Here is a 16,835-nt window from a genome sequence, read left to right as displayed (position 1 = left end):
GTGCGGACTGGGGCCGCGCCCGCCCGGCGCGGTCCGGCCGTGGACCGGAGCGCACCGGACGGGCGCGACGCGCGGCCCGCGGCGGGTCAGTCGCGCAGTTCCTCCTCCGCCTCGGCCAGGGCCGCGAACTCCTCCTCGGGGGCCGCCGCCACCAGGCGGTGCCGGGAGTAGCAGGCGAAGTAGCCGACCGCCACCGCGTAGACGGCCAGCGCGATCAATGCTGCCTGTTTGTCGACCAGGAAGGTGGCCACCAGGGCCGCGAGGGCCAGGACGAGGGCGACGGAGGAGGTCAGCACGCCGCCGGGGGTGCGGTACGGGCGCTCCAAATGGGGCTCGCGCTTGCGCAGCACGATGTGCGAGAGCGACATCAGCGCGTAGGAGATGGTGGCGCCGAAGACGGCGATGTTGAGCATCGTGGCGCCGTCACCGCTGCTCGCCGCCAGCCCGAAGCCCAGCGCCCCGGGCAGCAGCAGGCCGAGGTAGGGGGCCTTGCGGCGGCTGGTGAGGGAGAGGAAGCGGGGCAGGTAGCCGGCCCGGGAGAGGGCGAAGAGCTGGCGGGAGCCCGCGAAGATGAGGGAGAAGAAGGAGGCCACCAGTCCCGCCAGGCCCGCGTAGTTCACGACGCGGGAGAGTGCCGTGGCCTCACCGTCCGGTTGCAGGGCCTCCACCAGCGGGTTGCCGACGTCCTGGATGGCCGCCGAGCCGCGGGCGCCGGTCGCGGTCACGAAGGTCAGCAGCGCGAGCAGCAGCAGGATGCCCATCGACCAGGCCATGGCCTTGGGCAGGGTGCGGGCCGGGTCCTTGGTCTCCTCGGCGGCCAGCGGCACGCCCTCCACGCCGAGGAAGAACCACATGCCGAAGGGGAAGGCCGCCCAGATGCCCAGCACCCCGAACGGCAGCCAGGAGCCGGAGCCGAAGGCGCCGTGGTCCACCGGGATGTCGTCGAGCGCGCTGGTGTGGAAGTCGGTGAGGGCGCCGAGGACGAACACCAGCAGCGCGGCGACCGCGACGGCGGTCACGACGAGTGAGAAGCGCAGCGCCTCGCCGACGCCCCACAGGTGGACGCCGATGAACAGGACGAAGCAGGCGAGGTAGACGGGCCAGCCGGACTCGAGCCCGAACAGGCCGAGGGACTCGATGTAGTCGCCGATGAAGCAGACGATGGCGGCCGGTGCGAGGACGTACTCGATCAGGATGGCCGTGCCGGTCAGGAAGCCGCCCCAGGGGCCCAGGGCGCGCCGTGCGAAGCCGTAGCCGCCGCCCGCCGTGGGCAGGATGGCGGACAGCTCGGCCAGGGCGAAGACCATGCAGGTGTACATCAGCCCCATCAGGACCGCGGCGACGGCCAGGCCGCCGAAGCCGCCCTCGGCCAGGCCGGCGTTCCAGCCGGAGTAGTCGCCGGAGACGACGTAGGCGACACCGAGCCCGGTCAGCAGCAGCGGGCCGGCGCTGCCGCGCCGCAGCGTACGGCGTTCGAGGTACGCCGCGTCCGGGTCGGGCCGCGCCGCCGGGGCGCGGTCCCGGTCGGGGGACTCGGACTGTTGGGTCATGTGCCACACTCCCGCGGTGAGCCATTGGTGTGCTGGCATACCTTTGTGGTCGGAGGGGGCCGGGCGCAACCCCCGTGCGTGAAGGGGCGGTAACCGCACCCGGCACCCCGGGGCACACCGGGCATTCCGCTTTCCCCTCTGCGTCCCCGCGTCCCCTCCGCGCCCCCCGGTGTCTCAGGTCAGGAACCCCCGCAGCAGCGAGGCCGTCCCCGCGCAGTGCTCGCGGGCGATGGCGCGGGCGCCCTCGCCGTCCCCCTCCAGGACGGCTGCGACCAGTGCCGCGTGCTGCTGCTGGGCGTGCTCCAGGTTCCGCACCAGCAGCGGGATGTGGTTGAGCAGCTCGTTGAGCTTGGCCCGCACGGCGGCGTAACGGGCGGTCAGCGACGGGGAGCCGGCCAGCTCCACGAGAGTCAGGTGCAGCAGCGTGTCCTGCCGCCGGTAGTCCTGGAGCGCCGCCTCGCGGGTGGCGTCCAGTGCCTCCCGCAGCCGGGCCGCCTCCGCCGCGGACAGCCCGCGGGTGGCGCACACCTCCGCGGCGCCCGTCTCCAGTACCTCGCGGAAGACGAGGGTGTCCGCCAGCTCCGGCGCCCCGGCGGGCAGCCGCACCTCGCCCGGCCCGGCGCCGCTCTCCTCGGCGGCCGGCTGCGGGAGGACGAAGGTGCCGCCGTACCGGCCGCGCCGACTGGCCACCACGCCCTGCTCCGCGAGCACCTTCAGCACCTCGCGCAGGGTGACGCGGCTGATCCCGAGCCGCTCGGCCAGTTCGCGTTCGGCGGGCAGCCGTTCGCCCTCGGCGACCAGGCCCAGGCGGACGATCTGGAGGATCTGCTCCAGCGCCTCTTCGAACCCGTTGCCCGCGTGTACGGTACGCAGCACCGTGGCGAGTCTGTCGTCCTCCGGCATCGCACCCTCTTCCTTTCCGGTGACCCTCTTCCGTTTCAAAGGTATGCACGGCTACCTTATGGCTTCCGCGGACCGACAGGAGGCCCACCCGTGGCAGACCGCACACCACCGCTCGCCGTCTCCGAGCTGAGGAGGCTCGTCGAAGCGGGCGAGATCGACACCGTCGTCCTGGCCTTCACCGATATGCAAGGCCGCCTCCAGGGAAAGCGGTTCGCCGCCCCCTACTTCCTCGAGCACGTCCTCGAGGGTGGCAGCGAGGGCTGCAACTACCTGCTCGCCGTCGACGTCGAGCTGAACACCGTGGACGGCTACGAGATGTCCTCCTGGGAGCGCGGCTACGGGGACTTCGCCATGCACGGCGACACCGGCACGCTGCGCCGCGTCCCCTGGAACCCCGGCACCGCGCTGCTCACCGCCGACCTCGCCTGGCACGACGGCAGCCCCGTCGTCGCCTCGCCCCGGCAGATCCTGCAGCGGCAGCTCGACCGGCTCGCCGAGCGCGGCTGGCAGGCGTACGTGGGCACCGAACTGGAGTTCATGGTCTTCCAGGACACCTACGAGCAGGCGTGGGACGGCGCCTACCGCGGGCTGACCCCCGCCAACCAGTACAACGTCGACTACTCCATCCTCGGTACCGGACGCGTCGAGCCGCTGCTGCGCCGCATCCGCAACGAGATGGCGACCGCGGGCATGGTCGTCGAGTCGGCCAAGGGTGAGTGCAACCTGGGCCAGCACGAGATCGCCTTCCGCTACGCGGACGCGCTCACCACCTGCGACCAGCACGTCATCTACAAAACGGGCGCCAAGGAGATCGCCGCCCAGCAGGGCCACGCGCTCACCTTCATGGCCAAGTACGACGAGCGCGAGGGCAACTCCTGCCACATCCACCTCTCGCTGCGCGACGCGGACGGGCGGCCCCTCCTCGCCGACGAGCAGGGTGAGCACGGCATGTCGCCCCTGATGCGGCACTTCCTGGCCGGACAGCTCGCGGTCCTGCGGGACTTCACGCTGCTGTACGCGCCGAACATCAACTCCTACAAGCGGTTCCAGCCCGGCTCCTTCGCGCCCACCGCCGTCGCCTGGGGGCCCGACAACCGCACCTGTGCGCTGCGCGTCATCGGCCACGGCGCGGGGCACCGGCTGGAGAACCGGGTGCCGGGCGGCGACGTCAACCCCTACCTGGCCGTCGCCGGGATGATCGCGGCGGGGCTGCACGGCATCGACAACGCACTGGAGCTTCCGGCCGCCTGCACGGGCAACGCCTACACCGGCGACGCCGCACACGTGCCCACCACCCTGCGCGAGGCCGCCGACCTGTGGGAAGGGAGCGCACCGGCGCGGGAGGCGTTCGGACGCGAAGTGGTCGACCACTACCTCACCATGGCCCGGGTGGAACAGCGGGCCTTCGACACCGCCGTGACGGACTGGGAGCGCTACCGCTCCTTCGAGCGCATGTAAGGAACCGACCGAGTGCAGCACGAGCAGCAAGAAACCACCCCGCCCCGAGCCGAGCAGCTCGACATCGTCAATCCCGCGACGGAGGAGGTGCTCTCCACCGTCCCCGTCACCACCCCCGAGGAGGTCGACCGTGCGGTCGAACGCGCGTGCGCCGCGCAGGCCGTCTGGGCGGCACTGGCACCCGCCGACCGGGCCCGGCTGCTGCGCCGGTTCGCGTCCGCCGTCGACGGGCGCATCGAGGAGCTCGGCGTCCTTGAGATGCGCGAGGCCGGACACCCGCTGGGCAACGCCTGCGGTGAGGCGGCCAACGTCCGCGACCTGCTCGACTACGCCGCGGGCGGGGTCGAGCGCCTGACAGGGCAGCAGATCCCGGTCGCGGGCGGTGTGAACCTCACCTTCGCGGAACCGCTGGGCGTGGTCGCCGTGATCGCCCCGTGGAACTTCCCGATGCCGATCGCCGCCTGGGGCAGCGCGCCCGCGCTGGCCGCCGGGAACGCGGTGCTCCTCAAACCCGCCGAGGACACTCCGCTGACCGCGCTGCGGCTGGCCGAGCTGGCGCTGGAGGCCGGACTGCCCGAAGGGCTCTTCCAGGTGCTGCCGGGGGAGGGGGCCGTCACCGGCACGGCGCTGGTCGACCATCCGCGGGTGGCCAAGGTCGTCTTCACCGGCTCCACCGCCGTCGGCAAGAGCGTCATGGCCCGCTGCGCGCAGTCCGTGAAGCGCGTCACGCTCGAACTCGGCGGCAAGAGCCCCAACATCGTCTTCGCCGACGCCGACCTGGAGCACGCCGCGGCCGCCGCACCCGGCTCCTTCCTCGACAACACCGGCCAGGACTGCTGCGCACGCAGCCGCATCCTGGTCCAGCGCACCGTGCACGACCGGTTCCTGGAACTCCTCGAGCCCGCCGTACACGCCTTCCGGGCCGGTGACCCCGCCGACCGGGTCACCGCCATGGGCCCGCTCATCTCGGCCCGCCAACGGGAGCGGGTGCGCGGATACGTCCCCGAGGAGACGCCCGCACTCATCCGCGGCAGCGTCCCCGACGGCCCCGGCTACTGGTACCCGGCCACGGTGCTGGCGCACACCGAGGGGCGGCGCGCCACGGTGGAGGAGGTCTTCGGGCCCGTCGCCGTCGTCATCCCCTTCGACGACGAGGACGAGGCGGTGCGGCTGGCCAACGACACCGACTACGGGCTCTCCGGCTCGGTCTGGACCCGCGACAGCGGCCGCGCGCTGCGCGTCTCGCGCGGCGTCGCGGCCGGCAACCTGTCCGTCAACTCGCACAGCAGCGTGCGCTACTCCACTCCGTTCGGCGGCTACAAGCAGTCCGGACTCGGCCGGGAACTCGGCCCCGACGCGCTCGCCGCCTTCACCGAGACCAAGAACGTCTTCATCAGCACCGAGGAGGGCCAGTGAGCGCCACCGAGAACGAGACCGCCGTGTGCCGCCGCCTGGTCGGGCGTACGGCCGTGGTCACCGGCGCGGGCAGCGGCATCGGCCTCGCCGCCGCCCGCCGCCTCGCCTCCGAGGGGGCGAACGTCGTCTGCGCCGACGTGGACGCCGAGCGCGGCGAAGCCGCGGCCCGGGAGGTCGGCGGCCGGTACGTCGCAGCGGACGTCACCGACCCCGATCAGGTCGAGGCGCTGTTCCGGACCGCGGACGAGACCTACGGCTCGGTCGACATCGCCTTCAACAACGCGGGCATCTCGCCGCCCGACGACGACTCGATCCTGGAGACCGGGCTGGAGGCGTGGCAGCGCGTCCAGCACGTCAACCTCACCTCGGTGTACCTGTGCTGCAAGGCCGTGCTGCCGTACATGCGCGCCCAGGGCCGGGGCTCCATCATCAACACCGCCTCCTTCGTCGCGGTGATGGGCGCCGCCACCTCGCAGATCAGCTACACCGCCTCCAAGGGCGGGGTGCTGGCGATGTCCCGCGAGCTGGGCGTCCAGTTCGCCCGCGAGGGCATCCGGGTGAACGCGCTGTGCCCCGGCCCGGTGAACACCCCGCTGCTCAAGGAGCTGTTCGCCAAGGACCCGGAGCGGGCGCAGCGGCGGCTGGTGCACGTGCCGGCGGGCCGGTTCGCCGAGGCGGAGGAGATCGCCTCGGCGGTCGCCTTCCTCGCCAGCGACGACTCCTCGTTCGTGAACGCGGCGGAGTTCCTGGTCGACGGCGGTATCGCGGGCGCCTACGTCACCCCGCAGTAGCGGCCGGCTCCGGCCCGCCCGCAGCGCCGGCACGGGCGACGCGGCGCGACGGGCGGGCCGGAGCGGAGCGCGCCCGTTATCGATGTAGCGTGCAAGAGTCACCGTCGACAGCCCAGGAGGGGCGCCACATGCGCAGCAGATCCGTCCTGACCGGCCTCACCACGGCCGCGGCCCTCGCTGTAACCCTCACGCCCGTCCCGGTGCAGGCAGCAGCCGGACACGGCGGCGGCCGCCACTGCCCCCAGCTCTCCACCGAACTCCCCTGGCACGGCGCCAACCGGGCCAAGCTGCAGCGCACCATCGACGAGCGCGGCACCTGCTCGGGGCGGCTGCGTGGCGGCTCCCGCCGTCCCGTCGCCGCGTTCGACTGGGACAACACCATCGTCAAGAACGACTCGACGGACGCCACCATCGCCTGGGCCCTGCGGCACGACAAGATCCTGCGCCCCGAGCGCTGGTCCGACACCAGCAAGTGGCTGACCCCCGACGCCGACCGGGCGCTCACCGAGGCGTGCGGCACCGACGTACCGGCGGGGCACCCGCTGCCCACCTCGACGGACGACGCGTGCGCCGACGAGATCCTGCAGGTGCGCGGCGAGGCCGAGACGATGGCCGGTGAGGACGCGTTCACCGGGAACTGGAACCACCGGCGCACGGTTCCCCAGTACGCCTGGGTGCCGCAGCTCTTCGCGGGCCACACCGTGCCGGAGCTGCGCTCCTACGCGAGGGCGGCGCGCGACGAGGCCCTGGCGGCCCCCGTCGGCAGCACGCAGCGGGTGGGCACCCACACGGTGCCGGCCTACAGCCGCTACTACGAGCAGCAGCAGGACCTGGTCCGTACGCTGAAGAAGGCCGGTTTCGAGGTCTACATCGTCTCGGCGGGTTCCGAGCCGGTGGCCGAGGAGTGGGCGCGCGGTGTCGGCATCGACCGCCGGCACACCTTCGCCATCCGCAGCGTGGTCGAGCACGGCCGGATCACCACCTGGACCGAGGGCTGCGGCGGTATGCCCCGCAGCAAGGGGGAGATGATCCCCTACATCGAGGGCAAGCGGTGCGTGATCAACCAGGAGATCTTCGGCATCCACGGGCCGCGGGCCTGGCAGAAGCAGGACCGGCGGCACCGGATCGCGATCGGCGGCGGTGACGCGGACACCGACGTCACCTTCGTCGGCGATGCGACGGGCACCCATCTGGTGCTCAACCGCAACAAGCCGGAGATCATGTGCCGCGGCTACGACGACGCCGACGGCCGGTGGGCGGTGAACCCGATGTTCATCGAACCGCTGCCCCGCAAGCGGGAGCCCTACCCCTGCTCCACCGAGGGCTTCACCCGCCCCGACGGGTCGCTCGGTCCGGTGCGCAGGAACGACGGCTCGATCATCCGGGACCAGCTCGACACCGCCCACGGCGCGGCATAGGCCCACAGGGGTGCGGGTCCGCGGGCCCGCACCCTCGGGGGCGCCCGGCGGCCTCGTACACCTGTGCCCTAGGGTGCGGGCGTGAGCATGACGACCCCACCCGGCTGGTACCCCGATCCCGGGCAGACGCCCTCACTGCCGCCCCAGCAGCGCTGGTGGGACGGCAGCACCTGGACCCAGCACACCCGGCCCGCCGCCGGCGCCGCCCGACCGGGTGGCGGGAAGGCCGGGCGCGGTCCGCTCATCGCGGGCATCGTCGGAGCGCTCGTGCTGGTCGCCGCCCTCGCCGTGGGCGGAGTGCTGGTGGCGGGCGGTTCGGACGACGAGGAGCCCAAGGCGGCCGCCGGTTCCTCCCCTCCGCCGAAGTCCACCGGCCCCGACGGCAAGGACGACCCTCCCGGTGACCACGACGACCGGGAGTCCCCGGCGCCGGAGAGCTCACCCGGTGACGTCGTTCCCGAACCCGGGCTCGGCGTCGGGCTGACCGTGCCCGACGGATGGGAGCGGCCCGACCCCGAAGCCGGCTTCGTCGCCCACCGGACCGCGTACCGCTGCCCCGGGCAGGAGACGACCTGTGTGCGCGGCGGCGCCAAGCTGCTGCCCGTCTCCAGCGGCTGGGAGGGCGAGAAGGCGCTGAAGGAGGCCGCCGAACTGCAGGTGGCCAAGAACGCGAAGCAGTCGTACTCCAAGAAGGCGTACGGCGGCATCACCGAGCACAAGGTCGTCGAGTCCGGCGCGGTCACGGTCGCCGGCCAACCGGGATACCGCGTCCGCTGGCGGGTGGAGAACAAGCTGGAGCCGGACGCCTACGTCGAGGCCGTGGTCTTCCGTTCACCGCACGTCAAGGGCGGGCTTCTGGCCCTGTGGAGCAGCGTCGACATCGCCTCCGAGGCGCCTCCCGCCTCCGATCTGGACGAGCTGCGCAAGGGCGTGGTCCGCACCGGCCTGGGCGAGGGTGCCGACGACGGCAACCGCGAGGCCGTCTGACGGCGGGATGCGGGCGGCCGTCCGGTGCCGGGTCCCCTGCCGCCCCACCTCCCTCACAGGAACGTCATGCCCTCGCCCCGGTAGGTGGGTACCGCGTCCGTCACCCGGTCGCCCTCCACCAGGTGCAGCGTCGCGAACCGCTCGCACAGCTCACCGGCCTTGGCGTGCCGGAACCACACCTTGTCCCCGATCAGCAGGTCGTCGGCGGGCGGGCCCAGCAGCGGGGTCTGCACCTCGCCGGGCCCCTCCTGCGGGTCGTAGCGCAGCCCCGCCGGGAGGTACACCTCGGGCAGCCGGTCGCGCCCGGCCGCACCGGAGGCGGGATAGCCGCCACCGAGCACGGTGACCACGCCCACGCCCGGCCTGCGCACCACCGGCATGGCGAACAGCGTGGCGGGGCGGCCGGTGAAGGAGGTGAAGTTGTCGAACAGCCGCGGCACGTACAGTCCCGAGCCGGCCGCGATCTCCGTGATCGCCTCCTCGGCAGCGGTGTGCTGCACGCTGCCCGTACCGCCGCCGTTGACGAACTCCAGGTCCGGAGCCACCGCGCGGACCGCCCGTACCGCCGCCGAGCGGCGCGCCGCCAGCTCTCGGCGGGCCGTGCGCTGCATCAGCCGCACCGCGCGCGAGCGCAGCGCGGCACCGGGCACCGCGTCGCCGACGCCCGCCACATGCCCCTCGTACGCCATCAGGCCGACCAACCGGAAGCCGGGGCGCCGCTGCACGGCGCGCGCGAGTTCGGTCAGCTCGGCGGGGGAGTGCAGCGGGGAGCGGCGGGCTCCGACCCGGATCCGGCCGCCCAGCAGCCGCAACGAGGTGTCCAGTTCGAGGCAGACCCGGATCGGCTCGCCACCGCCGTCCCGTGCCGCGTCGATCAGGGCGAGCTGCGCGGGGTCGTCCACCGTCACGGTCACCGCGGCGGCCAGCTTCGGGTCCGAGGCCAGCTCCGCGTAGCCGGCGCGGTCGGCCGACGGGTAGGCCAGCAGCACGTCCTCGACGCCCGACCTGGCCAGCCACAGCGACTCGGCGAGGGTGTAGCTCATCACCCCGCGGAATCCGTCCTTGGCCAGCACCCGTTCCAACAGGGCCCGGCAGCGGACCGATTTGCTGGCCACGCGCAGCGGCTTGCCGCCGGCCCGCCGTACGAGATCGTCCGCGTTGGCGTCGAACGCCGCCAGGTCCACGAGAGCCAGGGGCGCGTCGAGATGGGCGGTCGCACGGTCGTACCGGGCGCGGTCGGCGACGGGAGCGGCAGTCGTATCGAACACTCTCGCAGCTTGCCAGAGGTGCCCGCGCCCGCACAGCCCCGGAGCGCCGCAACGCCTCGCCTCTCCCGTCGTGTCGGGGGCGTCGTCACAGCTCGGCCGGGTTGCCGTCCCTCCCGGTGCGCACCGTAGAGTGACGCCGCACGCTGCGACGGCAGGCACGCGGCGAACAGTTCACCGGGGCCACGACGAACACGCCCGCTCGAACCGGCGTTCGTGCGGGGCGGTATCGCACGGAGGGGGCGCACATGAGCACCGACGCCGACCGCGCTGCCGTCCCCCAGCCCCCCGCCGCCCCGCCCCGGCCCGCGGCTCCGCCGCAACCGAGCGCTCCGCCGCCTCCCGCCGCTCCGCCTGCGGCATCCGGGGCCGGTGCCGCCGCGGGGCAGGAGACCACGACCGCCGACCCGGCTCCCGGTACGGGCCGCGAGCCGGGCAGCGGCACGGGGCAGCAGCGCACCGCCGCGTTCGTACCGGCCCGGCGGCCCGCCGCGCCGGCCGGCCCGCCGCGCGCGTCGGCGGGCCCCGGCAGGCTGCGCCCGATGCTGTCCCCCGCGCCTTTCGGGCACTCCCCGCTGACGGTGCGTTCGCTCGTCGTCGCGGTCTGCCTCGTGCTCGGCGTCGGGCTGCTGGGCGGCGCGGCCGCCGGGACGCTGCTGTCCGGCGACGAGGCGGGACGCCACTCGGTGGCCGCCGGGTTCGACGGGGCCCGCGCCGCCTGGCACCAGATCCCGGTCGACGACCTGTTCCCGCGCACCCTGGAGGGGAAGGGAGCCGGGCCCGGCGGTGCCGACCGGCGCTGGACCCGCGTCGCGGTGGCCCCCGACAGCGGCTGCGCGCACGCCTTCGACCCGCTGCTGGCCAAGGCGCTCGCCCCGGTCGGCTGCGCCCGGCTGGTGCGGGCCACCTACGCCGACGAGACCTCCAGCAGCATCACCACGGTCGGACTGATGTTCACCAAGGCCGACCCGGCCGCCATGCGGGACCTGCGGCAGCGGTTCGCCGCCCAGAACCTCGGCCGGCGTACCGATCTGATGCCCCGTCCGTACGCCGCCCGCGGCACGGTCGCCGCCGACTTCGGCGACGCGCAGCGCGCCAGTTGGACGGTGCGGGTGCTCCGCGACGCGCCTGTCGTGGTCTACTCCGTCTCCGGCTTCGCCGACGGCCGTGTCGTCACCGACCCGCAGTCGGCGAACGACGCCACCCGCAAGGCCGAGACCTCGGCGGCGGCACAGGCCGGACTCGGCCACGAGGCCCAGGGCATCGCCGACCGGATCGAGCGGCGGCTGCGCGAGGCCACCGTCCGGCGGGAGTCCGGCGACGCCGACCCGGCGGCGAAGGGCGGCCGGGGCACCGGGGACCGGGACCGGGCGGGCAGGCAGGCCGCCGACGGCCACGGCGGGGACGAGAGCGGCGGGGACGGGAGCCGATGAAGTCTCTTCTGCGTACGCTGTTGCCCCTGCTCTGCACCGTGCTGGCGCTCGGCCCCCTCACAGCGGGATCGGCCCACGCGCGGGGTGCCGGCCTCCAGGAGCGGGAGTGGGCGCTGGACGCGCTGCACGCCCGCGAGGCGTGGAAGACCACCAAGGGCCGCGGCGTCACCGTCGCCGTACTGGACACCGGCGTCGACGCCGACCACCCCGACCTGCACCGCAACGTCCGCTCCGGCAAGGACATGGTCGGGATGGGCGCTGCGGAGGGCGACCGTGCCTGGGCCCGGCACGGTACCGCCATGGCCGGGATCATCGCCGGGCACGGCCACGGCGAGGACGGCAAGGACGGGGTGCTCGGCATCGCACCCGAGGCCCGCATCCTGCCGGTCCGGGTGCTGCTGGAGGAGAAGGACCCGCAGCGCGCCGAGGCCCGCGACCGGCGCGAGACCGCGCTGGCCGACGGCATCCGCTGGGCCGCCGACCACGGCGCCGACGTCATCAACCTCTCGCTCGGCGACGACAGCGACTCCGCGCACCCCGACGCCCGCGAGGACGCCGCCGTGCGCTACGCGCTGCGCAAGGGCGCCGTCGTCGTCGCCTCGGCCGGCAACGGAGGGGAGGACGGCGACCACATCTCCTACCCCGCCGCCTACCCCGGAGTGATCGCCGTGGCCGCGGTCGACCGCAACGGCGCGCGGGCCTCCTTCTCCACCCGCCGCTGGTACGCCACCGTCGCCGCGCCGGGCAAGGACATCCTCATCGCCGACCCCGACCGCAGCTACTACCAGGGCTGGGGGACCAGCGCCGCCGCTGCCTTCACCTCCGGCGCCGTCGCGCTGGTGCGGGCCGCCCACCCGGAGCTGAGCCCGGCGCAGATCAAGGAGCTGATCTCGGACACCGCCGGGCGCACCCCGGAGGGCGGACGCAGCGACGCGGTCGGCACCGGCGTGGTGGATCCGGCGGCGGCCATCGAGGTGGGTTCCCACATCGAGCCGCGCGTCCAGCGGCCTCCCGTGGGCACGTACCGCAAGGAGTACTTCGGCTCCGCACGGCCCGGGGACGAGGGGGGACCCGGCTGGTTCGCGATCCTGGCGGGCTCGGTGGGGGCCGTGCTGACCGGCACCGCTGTCGCCGTGCACCGCGGGTTCACCCCCCGGATCCCGGGCCGGCTGCTCCGCCGCTCCGGGCCGCCGGTTCCCGGCCCCCGCCCGCCCGGCCCGTGAGCCCACGCACCGCGGCGCGGGCGGCCCGCTCCACCGCGGCGACGCCCTCCTGCCGGGTGGGGTGCCCGTCCGAGAGGACCGCCAGCAGCCAGGGACGGCCCGCCGCGGTCACCCGCCCCACGCTGCTGATCACCCACAGACCGGTCGCCGTGCGCGGCAGCCAGCCGTTCTTGACCTCGCTCTGCGGCACCCCGGGCGTCTCGTCACCGGGATCGGCGGCCGCGGTGACACCCCAGCGCTGTTCGGTCACGACGCGGCTCATCAGGTGCCGCACCCACAGTCGGGCCCACGGCGCGAGCACTTCCCCGTGCGGTCCGCGGCCGTGCACAGCGCGCAGCAGCGCGAGTTGGTCCCCGGCCGTGGTCGTGCTCAGGCCCCAGCGCCCGTCCGGGGCCGCGCGGGTGCGGACGGTTCCCAGCAGCCGTCCGGCCGCGGTGACGCCCGGGGCGCCTCCGGTGGCCTGCCACAGCGCGTTCGCCGCGGCGTTGTCGCTGCGCTCGATCATCGCGGCGGCCCACGCCCGCTCCTGAGCCGTCACCTCCCGCGCCCGGTGCCCGAGGGCGCCCTGCACCCGCAGCGCCAGCGCCGCGAGGAGGTGCACCTTCATCACGCTCGCCGCGACGAACACCTCGTCCGCGCCGCGTGCCACCCTCTCCGGTGCGCCCTCCAGCGGCTGGGCCGCCACGGACAGCCGCGCCGGGGGAGCGGGCCCGGGAAGCCGCGCCGCGTCCGTCGGCACCGTTCCCGCGGGTTCCGGCGCCGGCCGTGCTCCGTCGGGCGCCCCGCCCCCCGTCCCTCCTCGCGCGTTCATCCCGCCGACGCTACCGGCGCCCGCCCCCTGCCGCAGCTCAGCGGTTCCCGGACCCGTTACGCTCGGTGCGTGGCGCTCAAGAACATTCCCGCATCGGCCTTCTCCCGTGACGACGGCACCGCCGACGTGGCGCTGGCCGAAGCGCTCGCCGCCTGGCAGGCCGACCGCCGGGCGCCGGGGGCCGAGCCCCGGATCCTCGAAGCGCTGCGCGAGGCGCGGCTCCTGGTTCCCGTAGTCGCCGTCCTCACCGAGGCCGAGACCGGCGAGGACGGGCTGCGCCGCGACAAGACCAGCGAGATGGCCGTCCCCACGCTGAACGCGCCCGGCGGGCGGCGGGCGCTGCCCGCCTTCACCTCCATCGAGGCGCTCTCCCGCTGGCGGTCCGACGCGCGCCCGGTGGCCGTACCGCTGGGCCAGGCGCTCCAGGCGGTCGCCCACGAGCGGGCGGACACGCTGCTCCTCGATCTGGCCGGTCCGGTGTCCTACGAGTTGACCGGGGCGGCGCTGCACGCGCTGGCCGAGGGGCGCGTCCCCTCGTCGGTCTCGGCGGACCCCGCCGTCACCGAAGCGCTGCGTGCGGTGCTGGCGGCCGAGCCCGCGGTGCTCGGCGCCCATCTGACCCCCGGGAGTGCCGACGGCTCCGGGGACGGCGTTCTCGCCCTCGCCCCGGCTCCCGGCTCCGAGTTGCAGGCCGTCGCCCGGCGGGTGGCCGGTGCGCTGGCGGCCGACGAGACGCTGCGCGCCCGGCTGACCCGGGGTCTCGACCTGGCGTTCCTGCCACCGGGCAGCCCGCTGCCCGAGGCGGCCTTCTACCGCGCCGACCGGACCGGGCCCGCGGACGGCGCCGGCCCCGCCGACCGGGCCTGACGGGCGCGTCCGGCGCCGTCCGGGCGGTGTCCGGGCGGGCCGTCCCGACGTGCGAGCCGGGCGGCCGCGTCGGACACTCGGGAGGAATGCCGGGAATGTCCGACCCCCGGCCGTCTCCGACGACCCCCACGGGAGGTCGACATGCAGGTCAAGTCGCTCCAGGCCAGTCCGGAACAGCTCAGAGACCTGGAAGACAAGCCACAGCCGATCGCCGCGGAGTTCCTGGGCACTCTGCTGCTGGTGTTCTTCGGCGTGGGCGCCGCCGTGCTGGCGGCCGAGTACGTCGGCTCGCTGGGTATCGCGCTCACGTTCGGCTTCGTGATGCTGGCGATGGCATACGCCATCGGCCCGATCTCCGGCTCCCACCTCAACCCCGCGGTGACGCTGGGGATGTTCCTGGCCGGGCGGCTCGATCTGGAGCTGGCGGTCAAGTACTGGGTCTCGCAGCTCGTCGGCGGGATCGCGGGCGCCGCGCTGCTGTTCCTCGTCGCCAAGCAGGTGCCCGGCCTGGAGACGAGCGGAAGCTTCGGCAGCAACGGCTTCGGTGACCGCTCGGCGGTGCACATCAACACCGGCGGCGCCTTCGTCGCCGAGGTGGTGCTGACGTTCCTGTTCGTCTACACCGTGCTCGCGGTCACCCACAAGGTGGCGGTGGTCGGCTTCGACGGGCTGCCCATCGGTATCGCGCTGGCCGTCGTCCACCTGGTCGGCATCCCGCTGACCGGAACCTCGGTGAACCCGGCCCGGAGCCTGGGGCCCGCCCTCTTCGCGGGCGGAGCAGCCCTCACCCAGCTGTGGATGTTCATCGTCGCGCCGCTGGTGGGCGGAGCCGTGGCGGCCTACGTGCATGTGGTCACGCACCCGCAGCCCAACCGCAGGCCGCGCCGCGAGGCGCGGATCGACTGAGATGCGCACGGTCCCGGACGGCCCCGCGCGGCAGCGGTCCCGCTGCTCAGCCGTGCACGGGCCCGGTGTACTTCTCGCCGGGCCCCTGCCCCGGCTCGTCCGGGACGGCGGACGCCTCGCGGAAGGCGAGCTGGAGCGACTTGAGGCCGTCGCGCAGCGGCGCGGCGTGGTACGAGCCGATCTCGGTGGCGCTCGCGGTGACCAGTCCGGCCAGTGCCTGGATCAGCTTGCGTGCCTCGTCCAGGTCCTTGTGCTGGGCGCCCTCCTCGGCCAGGCCGAGGTTGACGGCGGCGGAGCTCATCAGGTGCACCGCGACGGTGGTGATCACCTCGACGGCCGGCACGTCCGCGATGTCGCGGGTCAGGTTGTCGAAGTCGGGGGTCTGACCGGAGGGCTCCCCGGCGGCTGCGGCGTCACTCATGCGGATCACCCTAAGCCCCCGCCGCTCCCGTATTGTCGTACGGTCCGCGCGGCCCGCAGCGGCGGCGGGGCCCCGGCCCCGGCCCCGGCGCGACAGCCGCGAAGGCCGGCGGGTCCGGCCGCGTCGCGGCGGGTGCCGGGCGGCGTTCCCGGCCCCCTGCTGCTATGCTGGGAAATCGACCGGCTGAAGTCCGTCCCCGCCGCCAGCGACAGGGACCGCCTCCAGCCCGCAAGTGGAGGCTCCGCTCTCCCACCTGGTGGCCCTCCGGGCCGCGGGTCAAAGGTCAGGCTGCGCCCCGCGGTTTCCGCGGCGGTGCTCCCGGTCTGTGAGGAGCCCCGCCTGTGACCCGTCCGGGGCGTTTTTCGCGTCCGCGTGCGGTGGTCACCAACTGATTACAGACTCATGCGCGGCCGTCCGCCAGACGCTCGCGCGGTGTACCCGAGGAGGCCCCATCAGCGCCGAGCCCCGCATCAACGACCGCATTCGCGTCCCCGAGGTGCGACTCGTCGGTCCCAGCGGCGAGCAGGTCGGCATCGTGCCGCTTGCCAAGGCCCTGGAGCTCGCCCAGGAGTACGACCTCGACCTGGTCGAGGTCGCGGCGAACGCCCGTCCGCCGGTGTGCAAGCTCATGGACTACGGCAAGTTCAAGTACGAGTCGGCCATGAAGGCCCGTGAAGCGCGCAAGAACCAGGCGCACACGGTCATCAAGGAGATGAAGCTCCGGCCGAAGATCGATCCGCACGACTACGACACCAAGAAGGGTCACGTCGTCCGGTTCCTCAAGCAGGGTGACAAGGTCAAGATCACGATCATGTTCCGCGGTCGTGAGCAGTCCCGCCCCGAGCTGGGCTTCCGACTGCTGCAGCGGCTCGCGGACGACGTGGCGGACCTGGGCTTCGTGGAGTCCAACCCGAAGCAGGACGGCCGCAACATGATCATGGTTCTCGGTCCGCACAAGAAGAAGACCGAGGCCATGGCCGAGGCCCGTGAGGCGCAGGCCGCCCGCAAGGCGGAGCGCCAGCAGGGGGCCGCACCCGCTGAGGAGTCCGCCGAGGAGCCTGCCGAGGCGTGAGTTCTCCCGGGGCACCCGCCCTGGAACCCGAAACGAACGAACGGCGCTTCCGCCTGCCCGCCGGGCACCGGGAGCGTCTCGACGAGGAGTGAAACGGCGACATGCCGAAGAACAAGACGCACAGTGGTGCCCGCAAGCGCTTCAAGGTCACCGGCTCCGGCAAGGTGATGCGCCAGCGCGCCGGCCGCCGCCACCTTCTCGAGCACAAGCCGTCCACGCTGACGCGCCGCCTTGCCGGCAAGACCGAAGCGGCCCCGGCCGACGCCAAGAAGATCAAGAAGCTTCTCGGCAAGTAAGTCCCCGCACGACCGGGA

16 protein-coding genes are annotated in these 16,835 nt (G+C 73.9%); 11 read left to right on the top strand and 5 right to left on the bottom strand.

What is annotated here, in order from left to right:
• Positions 1-86: 86 nt before the first annotated feature.
• Entirely contained in the window at positions 87-1,550 is a 1,464-nt protein-coding gene (gene eat, locus P2424_RS03850) for an ethanolamine permease (protein ID WP_276474384.1), read from the bottom strand.
• A gap of 174 nt (positions 1,551-1,724) precedes the next feature.
• A complete protein-coding gene (locus P2424_RS03845; protein WP_276474383.1) occupies positions 1,725-2,453 on the bottom strand; it encodes an FCD domain-containing protein in 729 nt (242 codons plus the stop codon).
• Between the two features lie 90 nt (positions 2,454-2,543).
• Here P2424_RS03845 and P2424_RS03840 point away from each other — a divergent pair, with 90 nt between their 5' ends.
• The 5 genes from P2424_RS03840 (at position 2,544) to P2424_RS03820 (ending at position 8,523) form a co-directional block, all read left to right on the top strand.
• Positions 2,544-3,911, top strand: a complete 1,368-nt coding sequence (locus P2424_RS03840) for a glutamine synthetase family protein (protein WP_276474382.1) — start codon at positions 2,544-2,546, stop codon at positions 3,909-3,911.
• A 12-nt stretch (positions 3,912-3,923) separates the two neighbouring features.
• On the top strand, positions 3,924-5,327 hold the full coding sequence (locus P2424_RS03835) for an aldehyde dehydrogenase family protein (protein WP_276474381.1): 1,404 nt from the start codon (positions 3,924-3,926) through the stop codon (positions 5,325-5,327).
• The gene (locus P2424_RS03830; protein WP_276474380.1) at positions 5,324-6,118 is read left to right on the top strand and encodes a 3-oxoacyl-ACP reductase; all 795 of its coding nucleotides are present in this window, start codon (positions 5,324-5,326) and stop codon (positions 6,116-6,118) included. The genes P2424_RS03835 and P2424_RS03830 overlap by 4 nt, the downstream gene beginning before the upstream one ends.
• Before the next feature lie 128 nt (positions 6,119-6,246).
• Positions 6,247-7,536 (top strand): haloacid dehalogenase-like hydrolase, encoded by a 1,290-nt coding sequence (locus tag P2424_RS03825; protein WP_276474379.1) that lies wholly within the window; start codon positions 6,247-6,249, stop codon positions 7,534-7,536.
• Positions 7,537-7,623: 87 nt separating this feature from the next.
• Entirely contained in the window at positions 7,624-8,523 is a 900-nt protein-coding gene (locus P2424_RS03820) for a DUF2510 domain-containing protein (protein WP_276478811.1), read from the top strand.
• A 53-nt stretch (positions 8,524-8,576) separates the two neighbouring features.
• Here the strand turns inward: P2424_RS03820 and P2424_RS03815 are convergent, their stop codons facing one another.
• Positions 8,577-9,791: an amino acid deaminase/aldolase gene (locus tag P2424_RS03815; RefSeq protein WP_276474378.1), complete on the bottom strand. Its 1,215-nt coding sequence runs from the start codon at positions 9,789-9,791 to the stop codon at positions 8,577-8,579.
• A gap of 245 nt (positions 9,792-10,036) precedes the next feature.
• Here P2424_RS03815 and P2424_RS03810 point away from each other — a divergent pair, with 245 nt between their 5' ends.
• A complete protein-coding gene (locus P2424_RS03810) occupies positions 10,037-11,221 on the top strand; it encodes a hypothetical protein (protein WP_276474377.1) in 1,185 nt (394 codons plus the stop codon).
• Positions 11,218-12,444: a type VII secretion-associated serine protease mycosin gene (gene mycP, locus P2424_RS03805; protein ID WP_276474376.1), complete on the top strand. Its 1,227-nt coding sequence runs from the start codon at positions 11,218-11,220 to the stop codon at positions 12,442-12,444. The genes P2424_RS03810 and mycP overlap by 4 nt, the downstream gene beginning before the upstream one ends.
• Here the strand turns inward: mycP and P2424_RS03800 are convergent.
• On the bottom strand, positions 12,368-13,255 hold the full coding sequence (locus tag P2424_RS03800; protein ID WP_276474375.1) for a serine hydrolase: 888 nt from the start codon (positions 13,253-13,255) through the stop codon (positions 12,368-12,370). The two genes, mycP and P2424_RS03800, sit on opposite strands and share 77 nt — an antisense overlap.
• Positions 13,256-13,324: 69 nt before the next feature.
• Between P2424_RS03800 and P2424_RS03795 the strand changes: the two genes are divergently transcribed.
• Positions 13,325-14,122 carry an SseB family protein gene (locus P2424_RS03795; RefSeq protein ID WP_276474374.1) on the top strand — a complete coding sequence of 266 codons (798 nt, stop codon included), beginning with the start codon at positions 13,325-13,327 and terminating at the stop codon, positions 14,120-14,122.
• Positions 14,123-14,263: 141 nt separating this feature from the next.
• Complete coding sequence (locus P2424_RS03790) at positions 14,264-15,028, top strand: MIP family channel protein (protein ID WP_276474373.1); 765 nt, start codon at positions 14,264-14,266, stop codon at positions 15,026-15,028.
• A 46-nt stretch (positions 15,029-15,074) separates the two neighbouring features.
• On the opposite strand, the gene P2424_RS03785 is transcribed toward P2424_RS03790, so the two are convergent.
• Complete coding sequence (locus tag P2424_RS03785; RefSeq protein WP_276474372.1) at positions 15,075-15,449, bottom strand: DUF1844 domain-containing protein; 375 nt, start codon at positions 15,447-15,449, stop codon at positions 15,075-15,077.
• A gap of 388 nt (positions 15,450-15,837) precedes the next feature.
• Between P2424_RS03785 and infC the strand changes: the two genes are divergently transcribed.
• Entirely contained in the window at positions 15,838-16,521 is a 684-nt protein-coding gene (gene infC / locus P2424_RS03780; RefSeq protein ID WP_075000632.1) for a translation initiation factor IF-3, read from the top strand.
• A gap of 101 nt (positions 16,522-16,622) precedes the next feature.
• Positions 16,623-16,817 (top strand): 50S ribosomal protein L35, encoded by a 195-nt coding sequence (gene rpmI, locus P2424_RS03775; RefSeq protein WP_019360090.1) that lies wholly within the window; start codon positions 16,623-16,625, stop codon positions 16,815-16,817.
• Positions 16,818-16,835 lie beyond the last annotated feature (18 nt).

This window comes from Streptomyces sp. WMMB303, from assembly GCF_029351045.1.
GTDB lineage: Bacteria > Actinomycetota > Actinomycetes > Streptomycetales > Streptomycetaceae > Streptomyces.
The sequence above is the reverse complement of the archived record's forward strand: the minus strand, read 5'-3'. Positions and strand labels throughout refer to the sequence as shown.

What these genes read in the sequence shown, in the direction of transcription:
- eat (WP_276474384.1), bottom strand. Translation starts at nt 1,550, where the DNA reads ATGACCCAACAGTCCGAGTCCCCCGACCGGGACCGCGCCCCGGCGGCG.
- P2424_RS03845 (WP_276474383.1), bottom strand. Translation starts at nt 2,453, where the DNA reads ATGCCGGAGGACGACAGACTCGCCACGGTGCTGCGTACCGTACACGCG.
- P2424_RS03825 (WP_276474379.1), top strand. Translation starts at nt 6,247, where the DNA reads ATGCGCAGCAGATCCGTCCTGACCGGCCTCACCACGGCCGCGGCCCTC.
- P2424_RS03820 (WP_276478811.1), top strand. Translation starts at nt 7,624, where the DNA reads ATGACGACCCCACCCGGCTGGTACCCCGATCCCGGGCAGACGCCCTCA.
- P2424_RS03810 (WP_276474377.1), top strand. Translation starts at nt 10,037, where the DNA reads ATGAGCACCGACGCCGACCGCGCTGCCGTCCCCCAGCCCCCCGCCGCC.
- mycP (WP_276474376.1), top strand. Translation starts at nt 11,218, where the DNA reads ATGAAGTCTCTTCTGCGTACGCTGTTGCCCCTGCTCTGCACCGTGCTG.
- P2424_RS03800 (WP_276474375.1), bottom strand. Translation starts at nt 13,255, where the DNA reads ATGAACGCGCGAGGAGGGACGGGGGGCGGGGCGCCCGACGGAGCACGG.
- P2424_RS03790 (WP_276474373.1), top strand. Translation starts at nt 14,264, where the DNA reads ATGCAGGTCAAGTCGCTCCAGGCCAGTCCGGAACAGCTCAGAGACCTG.
- P2424_RS03785 (WP_276474372.1), bottom strand. Translation starts at nt 15,449, where the DNA reads ATGAGTGACGCCGCAGCCGCCGGGGAGCCCTCCGGTCAGACCCCCGAC.
- rpmI (WP_019360090.1), top strand. Translation starts at nt 16,623, where the DNA reads ATGCCGAAGAACAAGACGCACAGTGGTGCCCGCAAGCGCTTCAAGGTC.